Origin of the sequence: Streptomyces sp. NPDC015131 (assembly GCF_043079975.1) — a bacterium.
GTDB lineage: Bacteria > Actinomycetota > Actinomycetes > Streptomycetales > Streptomycetaceae > Streptomyces.
The window spans coordinates 158,910-176,044 of the sequence record NZ_JBIBVB010000003.1; the positions used below are offsets into that span (position 1 = coordinate 158,910).

Below are 17,135 nucleotides of genomic sequence, written 5' to 3' on the forward strand. Positions count from 1 at the left end.
ACGCGCTCAGTGGCGGGGCGCGTTCCGGGACCGCTGCACCCGTGTGGTGCGGCGGTCCTTCGCGTTCCAGCACGCCTTGTGCCAGTGGCGGCGGTCGTCCACGCCGCCGTACTCCGGCCAGGCCACCACGTGCGGCACGGTGGCGGGGATCTCCTGGTCGCAGCCGGGGCAGCGGTACCGCTTGCCCGCGGCGCTCGCCCCGGCCACATGGCGGACCGACCACTCCTCGTCCTGCCACGACTCGGTGCGCTGGAAGCCTCCGTACCGGTCGCCCGACCCGCCGCCGGTCTCGTTCGGCTTCTCGCCGCCACGGGGGCGGTTGCGACGCGGGGACACGGAACACCTCACTGGGGCGGACGCGGTTGTGTGCCCGTCCAGCCTAAGGGCCCCGGCCCCGGGTATCCGCACGGCCGGGGAGGCGCGGGCGGTGCGGGTTACCGGAAAATCGCAACAACTTCCCCGTGAGCCGTTGCCTTTGGCACCTGCCAGACGTTGTTGCCGATGAGGGGAGCCGCGTCGGCCGGTCAAGGAGGCAGAAGGCGATGCGTGTCGGAAGTTTTGTACTGGCGGCCCAGTTTCCCGGCCAGGGGCAGGGGGAGGCACTGCACCGGGCGGTGCGGTCGGCGGAGGTGGCCGAGGAGGCCGGACTGGACTCGGTGTGGCTGGCCGAGCACCACTTCGTGCCGTACGGAGTGTGCCCCTCGGCGGTGACGTTCGCCGCGCTGCTGCTGGGCCGGACGCGCCGCATCCGGGTCGGCACGGCGGTGAGCGTGCTGCCGACGGCCCATCCGGTGGCGCTGGCCGAGCAGGCCGCGCTGCTGCACATCACCTCGGGCGGCCGGTTCACGCTGGGCGTGGGCCGGGGCGGGCCATGGGTGGACCTGGAGGTGTTCGGCTCGGGCCTCGCGGCGTACGAGTCGGGCTTCCCCGAGTCGCTGGACCTGCTGCTGCGCTGGCTGCGGGAGCCCAGGGTCGCGGCGGACGGGCCGCGCCACCGGTTCCGCGAGGTGGCCGTCGTCCCGAGGCCGCGGGAGCTGATCGACGGCGATCCGGTGCCGGAGACGGTCGTCGCCTGCACCTCGCCGCGGAGTGTGCGGCTGGCCGCCGAGCGCTGCCTGCCGATGCTGCTGGGCATGCACTGCGGCGACGAGGAGAAGGCCGAGGCCGTCGGCGCATGGCGGCGCGAGGCGCTGGCCGCGGGCCACGACCCGGACGAGGTGGCCCGGGTGGCGGCCGGGCATGTGTCGGCGGGCGTGGCGCAGCTCGCGGACCGTACGGAGGACGCGGTGGAGACGCTGGCGAAGGCCCTGCCGGGCTGGCTGCGGCAGGGGCTCGACGCCCATGTGACGGTGGACGGCCGGCACCGCGCGATGCGCGACCCGGTCGCGTACACGGAACTGCTCTGCGGGCTGCATCCGGTGGGCACCCCCCGGCTCGCGGCGGACCGGCTGGCGGCGACCTCGGAGCGGACGGGCATCACCCGCTTCGCCCTGCTGGTCGAGGGCTCCGGGGACCTCGCGGCCACCGAGGAGAACGTGCGGCGGCTGGGCGCGGAGGTGCTGCCCCGGCTGGTGTGACGGGCTCCATGCTGCCGCCCCTGCACCCCGCGCACCTCCCCCGGCGCGGAGCGGCAGCACAGGACGTCAGCAGTCGCGCAGGGTCGGCGACTGGTTGAGCAGCTGCGCTCGTACGGAGGTGAAGCGGGCGAGCCGCTCGTCGACCGCGGAGTCCAGCGGGAACACCGCGACGCGGTGGCAGTTCTGGAAGGCGAGACGGACGCCGAAGTGCCGCTGGAGCGCACCCCGGATGGCGTCACTCGCCAGCGCGCGCAGCAGCTGGCCGCGTGCCTGCTCGTCCGGCGGCGGCGTCTGGTTGTCGGCGAACGCTCCGCCGTCCACCTTCAGCTGGGCCACCAGAGAGCTGATCATCTCCCATGCGTAGGGCAGGGAGGTCCGGACGCAGTCGACGAAGTCGGCTTCGTCGACCTCGCCTCGCTCGGCCTGTTCCAACAGCGCCGGTGAGACGTCGAGCGACATGGGTTCTCCTCTCGCGACCCCGGGCCCGGGGTCTTACGGGCAGGGAAGGAGGACACCCCCCGCACGACACGCTGCGTGCACGAGCGGCGACCTCCCGCGTCCACCGTAAGCGCGCTGTCCGGAGCGCACCAGGAGATTGGGTGCACAACCGGCCATGGGAGATGGGGAGTTTAGGACCGAATCGCGCGGAAGAGCGGGTGTCTTGTAGCGTTGCCGACCATGCGTCTCGTCATCGCCCGCTGCTCCGTGGACTACGCGGGCCGGCTCACCGCCCACCTGCCCTCCGCGCCCCGTCTGATCCTGGTCAAGGCCGACGGCAGCGTGTCCATCCACGCCGACGACCGGGCGTACAAACCGCTCAATTGGATGTCGCCGCCGTGCACCCTCAAGGAGGGTGATGACCGTGTGTGGACGGTCGTGAACAAAGCGGGCGAGAAACTGATCATTACGATGGAGGAAATCCTCCATGACTCGTCCCACGAGCTGGGTGTCGACCCCGGGCTCATCAAGGACGGCGTGGAAGCGCACCTCCAGGAGCTGCTCGCCGATCGGATCGAGACACTCGGCGACGGCTACACCCTGATCCGCCGTGAGTACCCCACCGCCATCGGGCCGGTGGACATCCTGTGCCGGGACGCGGACGGCACCACCGTGGCCGTGGAGATCAAGCGGCGCGGCGAGATCGACGGCGTGGAGCAGCTCACCCGCTATCTGGAGCTGCTCAACCGGGACCCGCTGCTGGCGCCGGTGAAGGGGGTCTTCGCGGCGCAGGAGATCAAGCCGCAGGCGCGGGTCCTGGCGACCGACCGCGGCATCGGCTGCCTGGTGCTGGACTACGACGCGCTGCGCGGCATCGAGGACGACAAGCTGCGGCTGTTCTGAGCCGCCGCCCGGTCACGGCAGCACGGCCCCGGTCTCGTCCGGGGCCGTACGCGTGTCAGGCCGCCGTTCCGGTCGGGGCGGGGGCGCCGGTCGTCGCCGGGGCGCTCTGGGTGGCGCCGCCCGCCCCGCCGCCCCCGGCCTCGGAGCCGCCGCTGCTGGTGCCGCCCCCGGCGCCGCCGGTCGGCTCGCCCGTGGTGCCGCCGCCGCTCGGGTCGCCGTTGGCACCGCCGCCGGCCGGGTCGCCGTTGGCGCCGCCGGTCGGGTCCGTACCGCCCGTGGGGTCGGTGCCCCCGGTCGGGTCGGTGCCGCCGGTCGGGTCGGTGCCCCCGGTGGGGTCCGTGCCGCCCGTCGGGTCGGTGCCGCCCGTGGGGTCGGTCCCGCCGGTCGGGTCGGTGCCGCCCGTGGGGTCGGTGCCCCCGGTGGTGGGCCCGCCGGTGGTGGGGCTGGACGTGCCGGGACCGGAGGTGGTGGGCGTGCCGCCCGTGGTGCCGGACGGGTCGTCGGACGGGCCGGCCGGGGTGCTGGCGCTGGAGCTCTCGCCGGGCTCGGCCGAGGAGCCGGGCGTGCCGGAGGTGCCCTGGCCCCGGCCGGGGTCCCAGCCGCCGCCGGTGCCGCCGTCGCCGGGGTCGCGGGTGGAGCCCTGGTCCGGCTCGTCCGCGCCGGTGCCGCCGGTGCCGGTGCCGTCCCCGGTCGTACGGTCGGAGGTCACCCGGTCCGACCCGCCGCCCCCGTCGCCGGAGCCGGAGGTCGCGCCCAGGGTCACCACCGTGCCCAGGACGGCCGCCAGCAGGGCGCCCGCGCCGGCCGCGACCAGGTTGCGCCGGGCACCGAGCAGGACCGTGCGCCGGGCCAGGGGCCGCCGCGCCGCCGGGGCCGGGGCGCCCGGGAAGCCGGTCCCCGCGCTCGGGGTGTCGCCGCGGCCGGCGAGCACGTCCGGCGCGGCTCCGGCGGTCACCGCCGGGGCGGCCGAGCCGTCCTTGTGCAGGGGCACCGTCCGGACGCCCGCCGGCGGGGACACCGGTTCCTGGGGGCGTACCGCGGGCGCCGGGAGCATCCCGCGCTCGTGGTCCGTGACCAGGGCCAGGGCACGCCGGCCCGCGACCGTGCCGCGCTTGTCGGCGAGGGCGCCGCGCATGGCGATGGACGCCTCCAGCTCGGCGCGGGCCCGGTCCAGGTTGCCGGCGCACAGCGCGAGGACGCCCAACTCGTGGTGGAAGTACGCCTCTTCGGCCACTTCGCCGGCCAGCCGGGCGGCCTCCGCGCCGGTGCGCAGCGCCCGTTCCCACGCGCCCCAGTGCGGGGCGGCGGCGAAGGCGGGCGCGGCGCTGCGGGCGAGGACGACCGCGGCGGCGGCGTATCCCTCGTCCTCGTCGTCCCCGTCCCGGTCGGCCGGGGCGGCGGTGTCGGCGGCGCCGAAGACCCCGGACCCGCCGGCGCCCGGCCCACTGGACCCGCCGGTGGTGCCGGTGTCGGCGGCGGCCTGGGCCAGCGCGGTGAGCGCGGCGAGGACGGCGTCCGCCTCGGCGGCGGCCCGCTCGGGGCCGACGGAGGGGTGGCCGACCCACCAGGCGTAGTGGCGGGCGGCGTCGAGGGCGCGGTCGGCGGCGCCCTCGGCGTACCCCTGGGCGGCGAGTTGGGCCGTCACTCCGGCGGCGAGCCGGTAGCGGGTGCCGACCGGGGTGAGCAGTCCGCAGCGCAGCAGGTCGCCGATGGCGGCGTCGGCGTGGGTGTCGTTGGCGAGCGCCGGGAGGTGCGCGGGGTGGGGCACTTCCCCGCCGAGCGCGACCGCGAAGCGCAGGGTCTCGCGGGCGGGTTCGGAGAGCCGGGAGGCGAGCAGCGGGGCGGGCGCCGCGCCGTCGCCGAGGCTGGGCAGCGGGGCCTCGCGGACGTCGGTGAAGACGCTGTCCTCGTCGTCGTCCTCGCCGGACGGGCGGACACCGAGGCCGTCGCGCTGCCGCAGCAGGGCCCCGGCCTGGACGAACCGCAGGGGCAGGCCCTCGGACTCGAACCAGAGGTCGGCGGCCCAGTTCGCCTCGTCCTCGGTGAGCGGGCGGTCGACGGTGCGCTCCAGCAGCTCCAGCGCGGAGTCCCGGTCCAGTCCGGAGAGGGCGACCTCTTCGAGGTGGGAGCCCTCGGAGGGCGCTTCGGTGTCGGGGGTCGCGGCGAGCAGGAAGGCGCACTCGGGGGTGGCGTCGAGCAGTTCGTCGAGGGCCGCGCCGCCGAATTCCAGGTCGTCCAGGACGACGACGGCGCCGATGCCCCGGACGGCGGCCGGGAGTCCGGCGCGGCCGGGGCGGTGGGCCGGGGCGTGGTGGACGGCGGCGAAGAGTTCGTACAGCAGCTCGGTGGGCGTGCGGTGGTGGCCGGAGAGCCGGACGACGCCGTCGGGTGCGAGGCCGGCGCAGTCGGCGGCGACGGCGTCGAGCAGTACGGTGCGTCCGGAGCCGGCGGGTCCGGTGAGCCGTACGGAACGGCCGCGCGAGAGCAGCCGGACCAGTCGCTCGCGCACCTCTTGGCGCTCCAGGAGCGGCAGCGGCGGTGCGGCGGGGCCGGGGGGCACGGGCGGGCCGGCGGCGCGGGTGTGGTCGGCGCGCTCCTCGGGGGTGCGGCGCGCGGGGGGCTCGGGCCGGCGCCCGGGCGGGCACGGTTCGATCTCGCTGCCGTCTATGGGGTTGACGGTGAGCAGGAGGTCGCCGGTGACGAGCTGTGCGGTACGGGCGGGGCCGGGGTGGGCCGCGCCCTGGGCGAAGGCGGGTGAGGGGCCGCCGTCACGGGGGCTGCCCGGGCGGCTGTCGCCGTCGTCGTGACCGAAGTCCTCGGGTGCCCGGTTGATCGGGTCCATGGTGAAAGCCCCCAAGAGCGTGATGCGCGGAAAGCCCCTCCCGGCCTCGTCGCACGCCCGCTGTCGCTTCTGGTCCGGTGCCCGCCGGGTGGGTCCGTCGTGCGGCGAGCGACCCGAACCCTAGGCGTTCGCCCAGTATGAATGAAGAGCCGGGGTGGCAGGCGTCCAAGACGTCACGGTCTTGTGAGGATTGGGCGCTCCCGGCCGGTTTTCCGAGCCCGTACCGTTACACCCGGGGCAACGTTTCGGCGGCGATGCCGCCCTCGATGGCGAGGATGCGGTGCAGCCGGGTGGCCACCAGCAGGCGCTGCATCTGGGGCGGTACGCCCCGCAGCACCAGCCGGCGGCCGCAGCGGCCCGCTCTGCGGTGGGCGCCCATGATGACCCCGAGGCCGGTGGCGTCCCAGGAGTCGAGGCCGGTCAGGTCGAGCACCAGGTCGCCGGCTCCGTCGTCGACGGCCGAGTGCAGGACCGTACGGGCGTCCGCCGCGCTGCGGACGTCGAGGCGGCCCCCGACGACCAGCTCGGCGTGGTCGCCCCTGATGTGCATATGCGCTCCCCGAGAGTGCGTCGTCTTCGCGTCTTTCGTCGTCACGTACTTCTATGCAACAACTGACTGCCTCACCGCCGGACCAGTTGCGCCTTGTAAGCGAACCGATACCGAATTCACCCCGAGGGGTGATGGTGAGGGGGTCGAGACGGCTCAGTGCTTGTAGAAGCCCTGCCCGCTCTTGCGGCCGATGTCACCCGCGTCCACCATCCGGCGCATCAGCTCCGGGGGTGCGAACTTCTCGTCCTGGGACTCGGTGTAGATGTTGCCGGTGGCGTGGAGCAGGATGTCCACGCCGGTGAGGTCGGCGGTGGCGAGGGGCCCCATGGCGTGGCCGAAGCCGAGCTTGCACGCGATGTCGATGTCCTCGGCGGAGGCGACGCCCGATTCGTACAGCTTCGCGGCCTCGACGACGAGGGCGGAGATGAGACGGGTCGTCACGAACCCGGCGACGTCGCGGTTGACGACGATGCAGGTCTTGCCGACCGACTCGGCGAACTCCCGCGCGGTGGCGAGGGTTTCGTCACTGGTCTTGTAGCCGCGGACCAGCTCACACAGCTGCATCATCGGTACGGGCGAGAAGAAGTGGGTGCCGACGACGCGCTCGGGGCGCTCCGTCACGGCCGCGATCTTGGTGATCGGGATGGCGGAGGTGTTGGAGGCGAGGACGGCGTCGTCGCGGACGAGCTTGTCGAGCGTACGGAAGATGTCGTGCTTGACGTCGAGCTTCTCGAAGACGGCCTCGACGACGATGTCGGCGTCGGCGACGGCGTCCATGTCGGTGGTGGTGGTGATGCGGGCGAGGGCGGCCTCGGCGTCGGCGGCTTCCAGCTTGCCCTTGGCGACGAACCGGTCGTACGAGCCCTTGATGCCGTCGGTGCCGCGGGTCAGGGCGGCGTCGGTGACATCGCGCAGGACGACGTCCCAGCCCGCCTGGGCGGAGACCTGCGCGATGCCGGACCCCATGAGTCCGGCTCCGATGACGGCGAGCTTCCTGGCCACGATCTTCCCCTTAACACCCGTTTATGTATCGGCTCTTCGCGGAGGTTAGCGGGCGCGCGGGGCCGTGTGGCGCCGAAGAGATGCGCGTCACGTCTCAGATGACGGACATCACACGGACCGGACCGCGTACTCCAGCACCTTGCGCCCCATCAGTTCCTCCATCTCGTCGAGGAGTCCGAGCGCCTCCCGGGCCACCTCGGCGACCTCGCGGCGCTCGGCCATCTCGGTGCCGATCCAGCCCATGAGCGTGCTGTGCACCCAGGAGAGCTGTCCGGCGACGAGCGACGGCATCGGGTCGCCGGGGGGCGCCCCGGTCTCCTGGGCGAGGGTGGCGGTGAGGTCGGCGAGGGCCTCCTGCTGGATGGCCCAGAGCCGGGAGCGCAGGGCGTGCGCCTCGGTGATGACCCGCATGAAGTCGGCCCAGCCGGCGAAGAGCCCGATCACGGGCGACTGGCCGACGACGGCGGCGCGCAGTTCGCGCAGCACCGCGTCGGCGGCGGACTCGCCGGGGCGGCGGCCCCGTACGTACCGGGAGAGCCGGTCGACCACGTCCTCGCCGCGGTCGAGGAACAGGTCCTCCTTGGCCGGGAAGTAGTTGTAGACGGTGTTGACGGAGACGTCGGCGGCCGCGGCGATCTCGGCGATCGTCACCGTGTCGAAGCCGCGCTCCAGGAACAGGCCGGTGGCCACGTCGGAGATGTGCTGCCTGGTCTGCCGCTTCTTGCGCTCTCTCAGTCCCTCCGCCATGGCGTGATCCTACCTTCGCTGGCGCGACCCAAAACTTGGAGCCATTGCAAAAATTAAGTGACTCTGTTTTTCTGGGGCCATGCCCCTCATCACCACGGCCGGACTGGCCCACACCTTCCGCACCCGAGGCGGCCCCGTCGAGGCCGTCCGCTCCATCGACCTGACCGTCGACGCCGGCGAGATCCTGGGCTTCCTCGGCCCCAACGGCGCCGGCAAGACCACCACCCTGCGGATGCTCACCACGCTCCTCGCGCCCACCGCCGGCACCGCCACCGTCGCCGGGTGCGACCTGATCGCCGACCCCGCCGGCGTACGCCGCCGCATCGGGTACGTCGCCCAGTCCGGCGGCACCGACCCCTCGATCCCCGTCCGCGAGGAGCTGGTCACCCAGGGGCGGCTCTACCGCCTCTCCCGGTCCGCCGCCGCCGACCGCGCCGCCGAACTGGCCCGCGACCTCGACCTCACCGAGCTGCTCGACCGCCCCTGCGGAGCGCTCTCCGGCGGCCAGCGGCGGCGCCTGGACATCGCGATGGGGCTCACCCACCGCCCCGAGGTCCTCTTCCTGGACGAGCCGACCACCGGCCTCGACCCCGCGAGCCGCGCCGGGCTGTGGCGGCTGGTGCGCCGCCTGCGCGACACCCACGGCACGACCGTGTTCCTCACCACCCACTACCTCGACGAGGCCGACGCGCTCTCCGACCGGCTCGTCGTCGTCGACCGCGGCACGGTCGCCGCCGAGGGCACCCCCGCCGCCCTCAAGGAGCGGTACGCCGGCTCGCCCGACGCCTCCCTCCAGGACACCTTCCTCGCCATCACCGGGCGCGCCCCCGCCCCCACCGACCCGGCCCCCGTGGCCGTCTAGGAGACACCCCGTGCTGCTCCACGACACCGCGCTGGTCTTCGGGCGCTACGCCCGCCAGACCCTGCGCTCCCGCTTCCAGCTGCTCTTCGGCGTCCTGATGCCCCTGCTGCACCTGCTGTTCTTCGGCCCCCTGCTCACCGGGCTCCCGCTGGGCGCCACCGGTGACTCCTGGCAGGTCCTCGTGCCCGGCCTGCTGCTCCAGCTCGGCCTCTTCGGCGCCTCGTTCGCCGGGTTCGCGATCATCATCGAGAACCAGACGGGCGTCGTCGAACGCCTGCGCGTCACCCCGGTCAGCCGGCTCGCCCTGCTCCTCGGCCGGGTCCTGCGCGACGCCGCGGTCTTCGTCGTCCAGGCGGTCCTCCTGGTCCTGGCCGCCCTCGTCATGGGCCTGCGCGCGCCGCTGGGCGGCATCCTCGTCGGGTTCGCGTTCGTCGCGGCCCTCACCGTGGCGCTGGCGTCCCTCTCGTACGCGCTGGCGCTCAAGGTGTCCAAGCCGCAGGAGTTCGGCCCGATCGTCAACGCGGTCAGCATGCCGTCGATGCTGCTCTCCGGGCTCCTGCTGCCCATGGCCCTGGCGCCCGCGTGGCTGGACGCGCTCTCGCACCTGATGCCGTTCCGGTACCTCGTGGACGCGGTCCGCGCGGGATACGTCGGCGACTACACCGGTACGGCCATGCTGTACGGCGTCCTGGTGGCCCTCGCCTTCGCCGCGGCGGCCCTGACCGTGGGGACGGGCGTCTTCCGGAAGGCGGGCTCCTCACTAAGGTGACCCCATGGTCAATCTGACGCGCATCTACACCCGCACCGGCGACAAGGGCACGACGGCGCTCGGCGACATGAGCCGGACGTCCAAGACGGATCTGCGGATCGCGGCGTACGCCGACACCAACGAGGCCAACGCGGTCATCGGCACCGCCATCGCGCTGGGCGCCCTCGCCCCCGAGGTCGTCAAGGTCCTCGTCCGGGTCCAGAACGACCTGTTCGACGTGGGCGCGGACCTGTCGACGCCGGTGGTCGAGGACCCGAAGCACCCGCCGCTGCGGGTGGAGCAGTCGTACGTCGACAAGCTGGAGGAGGACTGCGACCGGTTCCTCGCGGAGCTGGAGAAGCTGCGCTCCTTCATCCTCCCGGGCGGCACCCCGGGCGCGGCGCTGCTGCACCAGGCGTGCACGGTCGTCCGCCGCGCGGAGCGCTCGACGTGGGCGGCGCTGGAGGTGCACGGCGAGTCGATGAACGCGCTGACGGCGACGTACCTGAACCGCCTGTCGGACCTGCTGTTCATCCTGGCGCGCACGGCGAACAAGGAGGTCGGGGACGTCCTGTGGGTCCCGGGCGGCGACCGCTGACCCCACGCGTTGTGGGCAATCGTTCCGCTGGGGCGATGGGGGTCCCCCCTGCTCGAGCGAAGCCGAGAGCTTGGGGGAGGGTGGGCACAACGGTGCCGGTGCGGTGCGTCCCCACCCGTTGTGGGCAATCGTCCCGCAGGGCGGGACGGGTGGGCACAACGGGTGCCCCCGGGGCGGTGCTAGTTCCGGGGGTGCGCCCCGGGGCGGTGCCTCCCGGTGGGTGGGGGGCGGGGCCCCTCCGGGCTCACCTCCTCGCGGTCGGCGGGTCACCCGCCCGGTCGGGTGACCGTGCGACGCCGCCAACCGCTGCGGGGGCGACCCTGCACGGCCCCACCCCGGCGCGTCGCCGACTGCGGGACGGTGGGGGAGGGGCGCGGCCCTATGCCGGTGCGTCGCCTACTGCGGGCCGGTGGGGGGCAGCCCGCCGTTCAGGGGCGGTCCACGCGGATCGGGGTGCGGTCCGCGGGGGGCGGCGCCGGGGCCCGGCGGGGCCAGATCGCGTACGTCGCCGCGACGACCCCGTGAATCCCCGCCGTCCGCCACGCCACGTGCATCCAGCTCTCCAGCGACCCCGTCCGGCCCGGGTCGCCCACGTACAGGATCGCCAGCCACAGCAGCCCCGTGGCGACCGCCGCTCCCAGCAGCGTGCCCAGCCAGAGGCGGGCCTCGTACCGGGCGCGGGGCATGCCGTAGCGGGGCGGCGGCACCGGGCGCGGCCCGCCGCCGAGGCGGTGCGCGGCGTGGCCGTCGAGCCACTTCACCGTGCGGTGGCCGTGGCCCACGGTGTAGCCGATGTACAGCGCGGCCAGCCCGTGCCGCCAGCTCGGTTCGGCACCGTTCTTCAGGTCCATCGCGGTGACGACGAGCAGGACGACCTCCAGCAGCGGCTCGCACAGCAGCAGCGCCGCCCCGGTCCGGGGCATTCTCAGCAGGTAGCGGGTGGCGAGGCCGGCGGCCAGCAGCACCCAGAACCCCACCTCACAGATCACGATGAGCGCGACGACCACGGCACTCTCCTTTCGGTACCCCTCCAGGCTCCCGGCGCCCGCGCGCCGCGGCGTCGTCGCGGGTGACGAATCGGCACTGCATCGTTCGATGTAGTGCCGTGGCCGCGCCGTTCCGCCCGTACGGGGACGTCCGGGCGCGCCGCACCGTGTTGGATGGACGTGTGAGCCTCCCCCGCCCCCTGGTGCACCGCGACGACGTGCTGATCGCCGCCGCCGGCCTGGCCTGCGGCCTGCTGCTGTGGTCGTTCGGGCTGCACTCGCGGGGGACGAGCGTCCCGGTGCCGGTGGAGGGGCCGGCGGTGCTGGTCCCGCTGTTCGTGGTGACCGCGCTGGCGCTGGTGCGCCGGAGCATGCCGCGTACGGCGCTGGTGGTCGGCACGCTCGCGGTGGTGGCGGACCAGTTCACCCGGGGCAGCCTCATGACGGTGGTGATGTTCGCCGACCTGGTGTACGCCGCGGTGGTGTACGGGCCGCCGGCCTCGGCGCGCCGGATCCCGGTGACCACCGGGATGATCACGATCGCGGTGACGCTCGGGTTCCTGGCGTGGTTCCGCACTCCGGAGGCGCTGCTGATCGGCGTGGTCACGGCGCTGATCACGTTTCTGCCGGCGGTCTCCGGGGTGGTGGTGCGCAGCCACCGCGAGGCGGCCGACACGGCTCGGCTGCGGGCGGAGCAGACGGCGCTGCTGGCGGAGATGGACCGGCGGGAGGCGGTGACCGCGGAGCGGTCCCGGATGGCGCGGGAGCTGCACGACATGGTGGCGAACCATCTGTCGGCGATCGCCATCCACTCGACGGCCGCGCTGTCGCTGGACGATCCGAAGACGTCGCGGGACGCGCTGGGCGTGATCCGGGAGAACAGCGTGGAGGGGCTGGCCGAGATGCGCCGGCTGATCGGCCTGCTGCGGGACTCGGGCGGGCACGACGAGCCGGCCCCGGCGCCGACGCTCGACGGCCTGGACGCCCTGGTGCGCCAGGCGGAGGTGAACGGCGGGGCGAGCGGTCTGACGTTCCGGCTGGCCGACGAGCGGGCGCCGGAGGCAGCGCGACCGGGGGCGCAGGGGGCGCCGGGTGCCGGGCCCGCCGCGGTTCCGGCGCCGGTGGAGCTGGCCGCGTACCGGATCGTGCAGGAGTCGCTGACGAACACGCTGAAGCACGCGGACCCGGGCGAGGTCACCGTGGTGCTGCGGTCGGCCGGGGGCGAGGGCGGGAACAAGAGCATGGGCCTCACCGTGGAGGTGACCAGCCCGTTCGGGGAGCGGCCGGGACCGCGGGCGCCGGGCTCGGGGGCGGGGCTGGTGGGGATGCGGGAGCGGGTGGCGCTGCTGGGCGGGGTGTTCGAGGCGGGTCCGGTCCCGGGGCCGCCGGGCGGGCCGGGGAAGATCTGGCGGGTACGGGCGGAGCTGCCCGTGGCGGAGGACGACAAGGAGCCGTCGGCATGACTGAGAACCTCCCCGTGCGCGTGCTCGTGGCCGAGGACCAGGCCGCGGTCCGGGCCGGGCTGGTGCTGATCCTGCGCAGCGCGCCCGGCGTCGAGGTGGTGGGCGAGGCGGCGGACGGCGAGGAGGCGGTGCGGCTGGCCCGGGACCTGCGGCCGGACGTGGTGCTGATGGATGTGCAGATGCCGCGGCTGGACGGGGTGTCGGCGACCCGGCAGGTGGTCGGGGAGGGGCTCGCCGACGTCCTGGTGCTGACGACGTTCGATCTGGACGAGTACGTGTTCGGGTCGCTGCGCGCCGGGGCGGCGGGGTTCCTGCTGAAGAACACGGACGCCCGGGACCTGGTCGAGGCGGTGCGGACGGTGGCGCGCGGTGAGGGGCTGATCGCCCCGGCCGTGACGCGCCGGCTGATCGCGGAGTTCGCGTCGCCCGCGCGGCCGGTGCGCGCGGCGGACGCGCCCGATCCCTCGGTGCTGGAGGTGCTGACCCGGCGGGAGCGCGAGGTGCTGTCGTGCCTGGGGCAGGGGTTGTCGAACGCGGAGGTCGCGGTACGGCTCGACATGGCGGAGGCGACGGTGAAGACGCACGTCAGCCGTCTGCTGGGGAAGCTGGAGCTGCGCAGCAGGGTGCAAGCGGCGGTGCTGGCGCAGGAGTTGGGCGTCTGAACGAACCGCCCCACCTATGGTCTGGACCTATTGACGATTGGTCCAGACCTTCTTACGCTCTCGGCGCGCACCTTTTCTCGGAATACGCGATTCACGGACTCACGGACGACGACCCCCACTTCCTCCGTCCGCAACACGAGGAGCACCGTTGAGCACACACGCACTCCCGCGCAGAACCAGGTTCAGGGCCAGAGCCACGGCCGGACTGACCGCCCTTCTGCTGCCGCTGGCCGCCATGGTCGGCCTCGCCTCCCCCGCCCAGGCCGCGACCTCGGCGACCGCCACCTTCACCAAGACCTCCGACTGGGGCTCCGGCTTCGGCGGCTCCTGGACGGTCAAGAACACCGGCACCACCGCGCTGTCCTCCTGGACCGTCGAGTGGGACTTCCCCGCCGGTACCAAGGTCACCTCCGCCTGGGACGCCACCGTCACCAACAACGGCGACCACTGGACCGCCAAGAACGTCGGCTGGAACGGGACCATAGCCCCCGGCGCCTCCGTCTCCTTCGGCTTCAACGGCTCCGGGCCCGGCAGCCCGAGCGGGTGCAAGCTCAACGGCGGCTCCTGCGACGGCGGCAGCGTCCCCGGGGACACCCCGCCCACCGCTCCCGGCAAACCGGCCGCCTCGGGCATCACCGACACCTCGGTGAAGCTGACCTGGACGGCCGCAACCGACGACAAGGGCGTCAAGAACTACGACGTGCTGCGCGACGGGGCGAAGGTCGCCACGGTCACCGGCCTGACGTACACGGACTCCCAGCTGACCGCCGGGACCGACTACTCGTACAGCGTGCAGGCGCGCGACACCGCCGACCAGACCGGCCCGGCCAGCGGCTCCGTCGCCGTCCGCACCACCGGCGGCGGCACCGACCCCGGCCCGGGCCCCGGCCCCGGCAGCAAGGTCAACCTGGGTTACTTCACCAACTGGGGCGTCTACGGGCGCAACTACCACGTCAAGAACCTGGTGACCTCCGGCTCCGCGCAGAAGATCACGCACATCAACTACGCCTTCGGCAACGTCCAGAACGGCAAGTGCACCATCGGTGACGCCTACGCCGACTACGACAAGGCGTACACCGCCGACCAGTCCGTCGACGGCAAGGCCGACACCTGGGACCAGCCGCTGCGCGGCAACTTCAACCAGCTGCGCAAGCTGAAGGCGCAGTACCCGCACATCAAGGTGCTGTGGTCGTTCGGCGGCTGGACCTGGTCCGGCGGCTTCGGGCAGGCCGTGCAGAACCCGGCCGCCTTCGCCCAGTCCTGCTACGACCTGGTCGAGGACCCGCGCTGGGCCGACGTCTTCGACGGCATCGACCTGGACTGGGAGTACCCCAACGCCTGCGGTCTCACCTGCGACACCAGCGGCCCGGCGTCCTTCAAGACCATGATGCAGGCCATGCGGGCCAAGTTCGGCGCCAACAACCTGGTCACCGCGGCCGTCACGGCCGACGCCTCCGCCGGCGGCAAGATCGACGCCGCCGACTACGCGGGCGCCGCGCCGTACTACGACTGGCTGAACGTGATGACGTACGACTTCTTCGGCGCCTGGGCGGCGAAGGGTCCGACGGCCCCGCACTCCCCGCTGACCTCGTACCCGGGCATCCCGCAGGCGGGCTTCAACTCCGCCGAGGCGATCGCCAAGTTCAAGGCGAAGGGCGTCCCGGCCGAGAAGCTGCTCCTCGGCATCGGCTTCTACGGCCGCGGCTGGACCGGCGTCACGCAGAAGGAGCCGGGCGGCACCGCCACGGGTCCGGCGCAGGGCACCTACGAGCAGGGCATCGAGGACTACAAGGTCCTGAAGAACTCCTGCCCCGCCAACGGCACGATCGCCGGCACGGCGTACGCGCACTGCGGCACCAACTGGTGGAGCTACGACACCCCGGCGACGGTCACGTCCAAGATGGCCTGGGCGAAGAATCAGGGCCTGGGCGGCGCGTTCTTCTGGGAGTTCAGCGGTGACACCGCGAACGGCGAGCTGGTCGGCGCGATCAGCAACGGCCTGAAGTAACGGTCACCGAGGGCGGGGGCGGTACAGCGTGCCGTCCCCGTCGTACCCCACCTCGTGCCGCACCACGCGGCACGCGTCACCGAGTACGGCGACCGCTGCCCGGTAGCCGGCACCCGCGTCGACGTCCTGGAGCCGCACCGGAAGGTGCGGCTCCTCCCGCTTCTCCCAGGCCAGCAGCGCCGCCGGGGCGTCCGGGGCGCTCACCGTCAGCCGGGCGGGCTCCACCATCAGCCCGTCCCCGGTGGCCTTCAGCACCGCTTCCTTCCGCGCCCAGTAGCGGGTGAACCCGGCCGCCCGCTCCCCCACCGGCAGCGCCTCCAGCGCGGTGCGCTCCGCCGCGGACAGCACCACCGGCGCCAGCTCCGCCGCCCGGCCGTCGCCGGCGGCCTCCTCCAGGTCCACGCCCACCGGCCCGGCGAGCGACACCGCGACCGCCACCCGGTCGCCCGAGTGCGACAGCGAGACCTCCAGGGCCGACCCGGCGACCGCGGGCTTCCCGTGCGGCTCCGGCCGGTCGCAGTGCCGGCACTCCAGGGTGAACCGCACCTCGCCCGCACCGGTCCCGAGCTGCGCGGCGACGGCCTGGCGCAGCAGTGCGTGCGCGGTCAGATACAGGGCACGGTCCCGGTCCCGTACGAAGGCGTCGTGCCGGGCCCGCTCACGGTCGTCGAGCAGCGCCGACAGCGCCGGCACGGGTACGCGTACGGCGTCGGCGAACCAGACGTGGCACTCCCCCTCCCCCACCCGGGGTATGGCGACGCTCACGCCACGTTGACCCTCTGCCCGGGAGGCGCGGCCTCCAGCCAGGCGAGGAAGCCGGTGAGCGCGTCCTCGCTCATGGCCAGCTCCACCCGGCGGCCGTGGTGCAGGCAGCCCAGCACCACCGAGTCGGAGAGCAGCGCCAGCTCCTCCTCGCCCTCGGGCATCCGGCGGGCCAGCACCTCGATGCCGGCGCGCTCCAGGACGCGGCGCGGGCGGGGGGCGTAGGAGAAGACGCGGAACCAGCCGACGCGGTCACCGCTGTAGCGGGCGACGCCGTACACCCAGCCCTTGCCGGAGACGTCGCCGTCGTCGGGGACGTTCCAGCGGAGGCTGCAGTCGAAGGTGCCGCCGGAGCGCTGGATCAGCCGCCGGCGCAGTCCGAACACGAACAGCCCGATCACCACCAGTGCGACGACCAGTGCGCTGACAAGCAGAGCGAGGAACATCTCCACCGACCTCCTCGCATCGTTCGTTCAACCGAATACCACGTGCACCTGCATCGACCTCAGCCGCGGCACGGTCTGGATGATTCCAGACCGGCCGCGGCTGAGGGCACATCTGTCGATGGCAGTGCTAGCGCACCGCCACCGCGCGCAGCCGGACACCGGCGCGCCGCTCGGCGGCGGCGTCCGACTCGGCCTTCGCGCGCTCCAGCGCACGCTCGGCGCGCTGGGGGTCGATCTCGTCGGCGAGCTCGGCGATCTCGGCGAGCAGCGACAGCTTGTTGTCCGCGAAGGTGATGAAACCGCCGTGGACGGCGGCGACGACGGTCCCGCCCTCACTCGTACGGATGGTCACCGGGCCCGACTCCAGCACACCGAGCAGCGGCTGGTGGCCGGGCATGACGCCGATGTCGCCGGACGTGGTGCGCGCGATGACCAGGGTGGCCTCGCCGGACCAGACACTCCGGTCCGCGGCGACCAGCTCGACGTGCAGCTCAGCAGCCAAGGGTGGCTCCTCGGGTCACCACCCGGCGTGTGCCGGGTG

18 protein-coding genes are annotated in these 17,135 nt (G+C 73.7%); 8 read left to right on the plus strand and 10 right to left on the minus strand.

Translation table 11 applies throughout. From position 1 onward, the window contains the following. Window positions 1–6: 6 nt before the first annotated feature. On the minus strand, window positions 7–336 hold the full coding sequence (locus ACF08D_RS12075) for an ATP/GTP-binding protein (protein WP_392222491.1): 330 nt from the start codon (window positions 334–336) through the stop codon (window positions 7–9). 206 nt (window positions 337–542) lie between these two features. Between ACF08D_RS12075 and ACF08D_RS12080 the strand changes: the two genes are divergently transcribed. Then, complete coding sequence (locus ACF08D_RS12080) at window positions 543–1,577, plus strand: LLM class flavin-dependent oxidoreductase (RefSeq protein WP_392222492.1); 1,035 nt, start codon at window positions 543–545, stop codon at window positions 1,575–1,577. A gap of 66 nt (window positions 1,578–1,643) precedes the next feature. Here ACF08D_RS12080 and ACF08D_RS12085 read toward each other — a convergent pair whose 3' ends face one another. Next, window positions 1,644–2,036: an SCO5389 family protein gene (locus ACF08D_RS12085; RefSeq protein WP_392222493.1), complete on the minus strand. Its 393-nt coding sequence runs from the start codon at window positions 2,034–2,036 to the stop codon at window positions 1,644–1,646. Window positions 2,037–2,255: 219 nt separating this feature from the next. Between ACF08D_RS12085 and nucS the strand changes: the two genes are divergently transcribed. Then, on the plus strand, window positions 2,256–2,918 hold the full coding sequence (nucS, locus tag ACF08D_RS12090) for an endonuclease NucS (RefSeq protein WP_392222494.1): 663 nt from the start codon (window positions 2,256–2,258) through the stop codon (window positions 2,916–2,918). Between the two features lie 55 nt (window positions 2,919–2,973). Here the strand turns inward: nucS and ACF08D_RS12095 are convergent, their stop codons facing one another. The 4 genes from ACF08D_RS12095 to ACF08D_RS12110 all read right to left on the minus strand — a co-directional run bounded on the left by ACF08D_RS12095 (window position 2,974) and on the right by ACF08D_RS12110 (window position 8,059). After that, on the minus strand, window positions 2,974–5,760 hold the full coding sequence (locus tag ACF08D_RS12095; protein WP_392222495.1) for an ATP-binding protein: 2,787 nt from the start codon (window positions 5,758–5,760) through the stop codon (window positions 2,974–2,976). Between the two features lie 226 nt (window positions 5,761–5,986). Beyond that, window positions 5,987–6,310 carry an STAS domain-containing protein gene (locus tag ACF08D_RS12100; RefSeq protein ID WP_031073773.1) on the minus strand — a complete coding sequence of 108 codons (324 nt, stop codon included), beginning with the start codon at window positions 6,308–6,310 and terminating at the stop codon, window positions 5,987–5,989. A gap of 153 nt (window positions 6,311–6,463) precedes the next feature. Next, window positions 6,464–7,312: a 3-hydroxyacyl-CoA dehydrogenase family protein gene (locus ACF08D_RS12105; RefSeq protein ID WP_392222496.1), complete on the minus strand. Its 849-nt coding sequence runs from the start codon at window positions 7,310–7,312 to the stop codon at window positions 6,464–6,466. A gap of 108 nt (window positions 7,313–7,420) precedes the next feature. Continuing rightward, window positions 7,421–8,059 carry a TetR/AcrR family transcriptional regulator gene (locus ACF08D_RS12110; RefSeq protein WP_392222497.1) on the minus strand — a complete coding sequence of 213 codons (639 nt, stop codon included), beginning with the start codon at window positions 8,057–8,059 and terminating at the stop codon, window positions 7,421–7,423. Window positions 8,060–8,138: 79 nt separating this feature from the next. On the opposite strand from ACF08D_RS12110, the gene ACF08D_RS12115 reads away from it, so the two are divergent. The 3 genes from ACF08D_RS12115 to ACF08D_RS12125 are packed head-to-tail and all read left to right on the plus strand — an operon-like array spanning window position 8,139 to window position 10,267. Continuing rightward, entirely contained in the window at window positions 8,139–8,921 is a 783-nt protein-coding gene (locus tag ACF08D_RS12115) for an ABC transporter ATP-binding protein (protein WP_392222498.1), read from the plus strand. A gap of 10 nt (window positions 8,922–8,931) precedes the next feature. Continuing rightward, entirely contained in the window at window positions 8,932–9,690 is a 759-nt protein-coding gene (locus tag ACF08D_RS12120) for an ABC transporter permease (protein ID WP_392222499.1), read from the plus strand. Window positions 9,691–9,694: 4 nt separating this feature from the next. Then, on the plus strand, window positions 9,695–10,267 hold the full coding sequence (locus tag ACF08D_RS12125; protein ID WP_392222500.1) for a cob(I)yrinic acid a,c-diamide adenosyltransferase: 573 nt from the start codon (window positions 9,695–9,697) through the stop codon (window positions 10,265–10,267). Between the two features lie 428 nt (window positions 10,268–10,695). Here ACF08D_RS12125 and ACF08D_RS12130 read toward each other — a convergent pair whose 3' ends face one another. After that, entirely contained in the window at window positions 10,696–11,274 is a 579-nt protein-coding gene (locus ACF08D_RS12130; RefSeq protein ID WP_392222501.1) for a hypothetical protein, read from the minus strand. Between the two features lie 161 nt (window positions 11,275–11,435). Between ACF08D_RS12130 and ACF08D_RS12135 the strand changes: the two genes are divergently transcribed. The 3 genes from ACF08D_RS12135 (at window position 11,436) to ACF08D_RS12145 (ending at window position 15,386) form a co-directional block, all read left to right on the plus strand. Then, entirely contained in the window at window positions 11,436–12,716 is a 1,281-nt protein-coding gene (locus ACF08D_RS12135) for a sensor histidine kinase (protein ID WP_392222502.1), read from the plus strand. Beyond that, window positions 12,713–13,378: a response regulator gene (locus ACF08D_RS12140; protein ID WP_392222503.1), complete on the plus strand. Its 666-nt coding sequence runs from the start codon at window positions 12,713–12,715 to the stop codon at window positions 13,376–13,378. The genes ACF08D_RS12135 and ACF08D_RS12140 overlap by 4 nt, the downstream gene beginning before the upstream one ends. Window positions 13,379–13,526: 148 nt before the next feature. Next, window positions 13,527–15,386 (plus strand): glycosyl hydrolase family 18 protein, encoded by a 1,860-nt coding sequence (locus tag ACF08D_RS12145; RefSeq protein WP_392222504.1) that lies wholly within the window; start codon window positions 13,527–13,529, stop codon window positions 15,384–15,386. A 3-nt stretch (window positions 15,387–15,389) separates the two neighbouring features. On the opposite strand, the gene ACF08D_RS12150 is transcribed toward ACF08D_RS12145, so the two are convergent. The 3 genes from ACF08D_RS12150 to ACF08D_RS12160 all read right to left on the minus strand — a co-directional run bounded on the left by ACF08D_RS12150 (window position 15,390) and on the right by ACF08D_RS12160 (window position 17,096). Beyond that, entirely contained in the window at window positions 15,390–16,151 is a 762-nt protein-coding gene (locus ACF08D_RS12150) for a 4'-phosphopantetheinyl transferase family protein (protein WP_392222505.1), read from the minus strand. After that, window positions 16,148–16,594: a DUF2550 domain-containing protein gene (locus ACF08D_RS12155; protein ID WP_392222506.1), complete on the minus strand. Its 447-nt coding sequence runs from the start codon at window positions 16,592–16,594 to the stop codon at window positions 16,148–16,150. Before ACF08D_RS12155 ends, ACF08D_RS12150 begins: the two co-directional genes overlap by 4 nt. A gap of 127 nt (window positions 16,595–16,721) precedes the next feature. After that, window positions 16,722–17,096 (minus strand): F0F1 ATP synthase subunit epsilon, encoded by a 375-nt coding sequence (locus tag ACF08D_RS12160; RefSeq protein WP_392222507.1) that lies wholly within the window; start codon window positions 17,094–17,096, stop codon window positions 16,722–16,724. Between the last annotated feature and the right edge of the window lie 39 nt (window positions 17,097–17,135).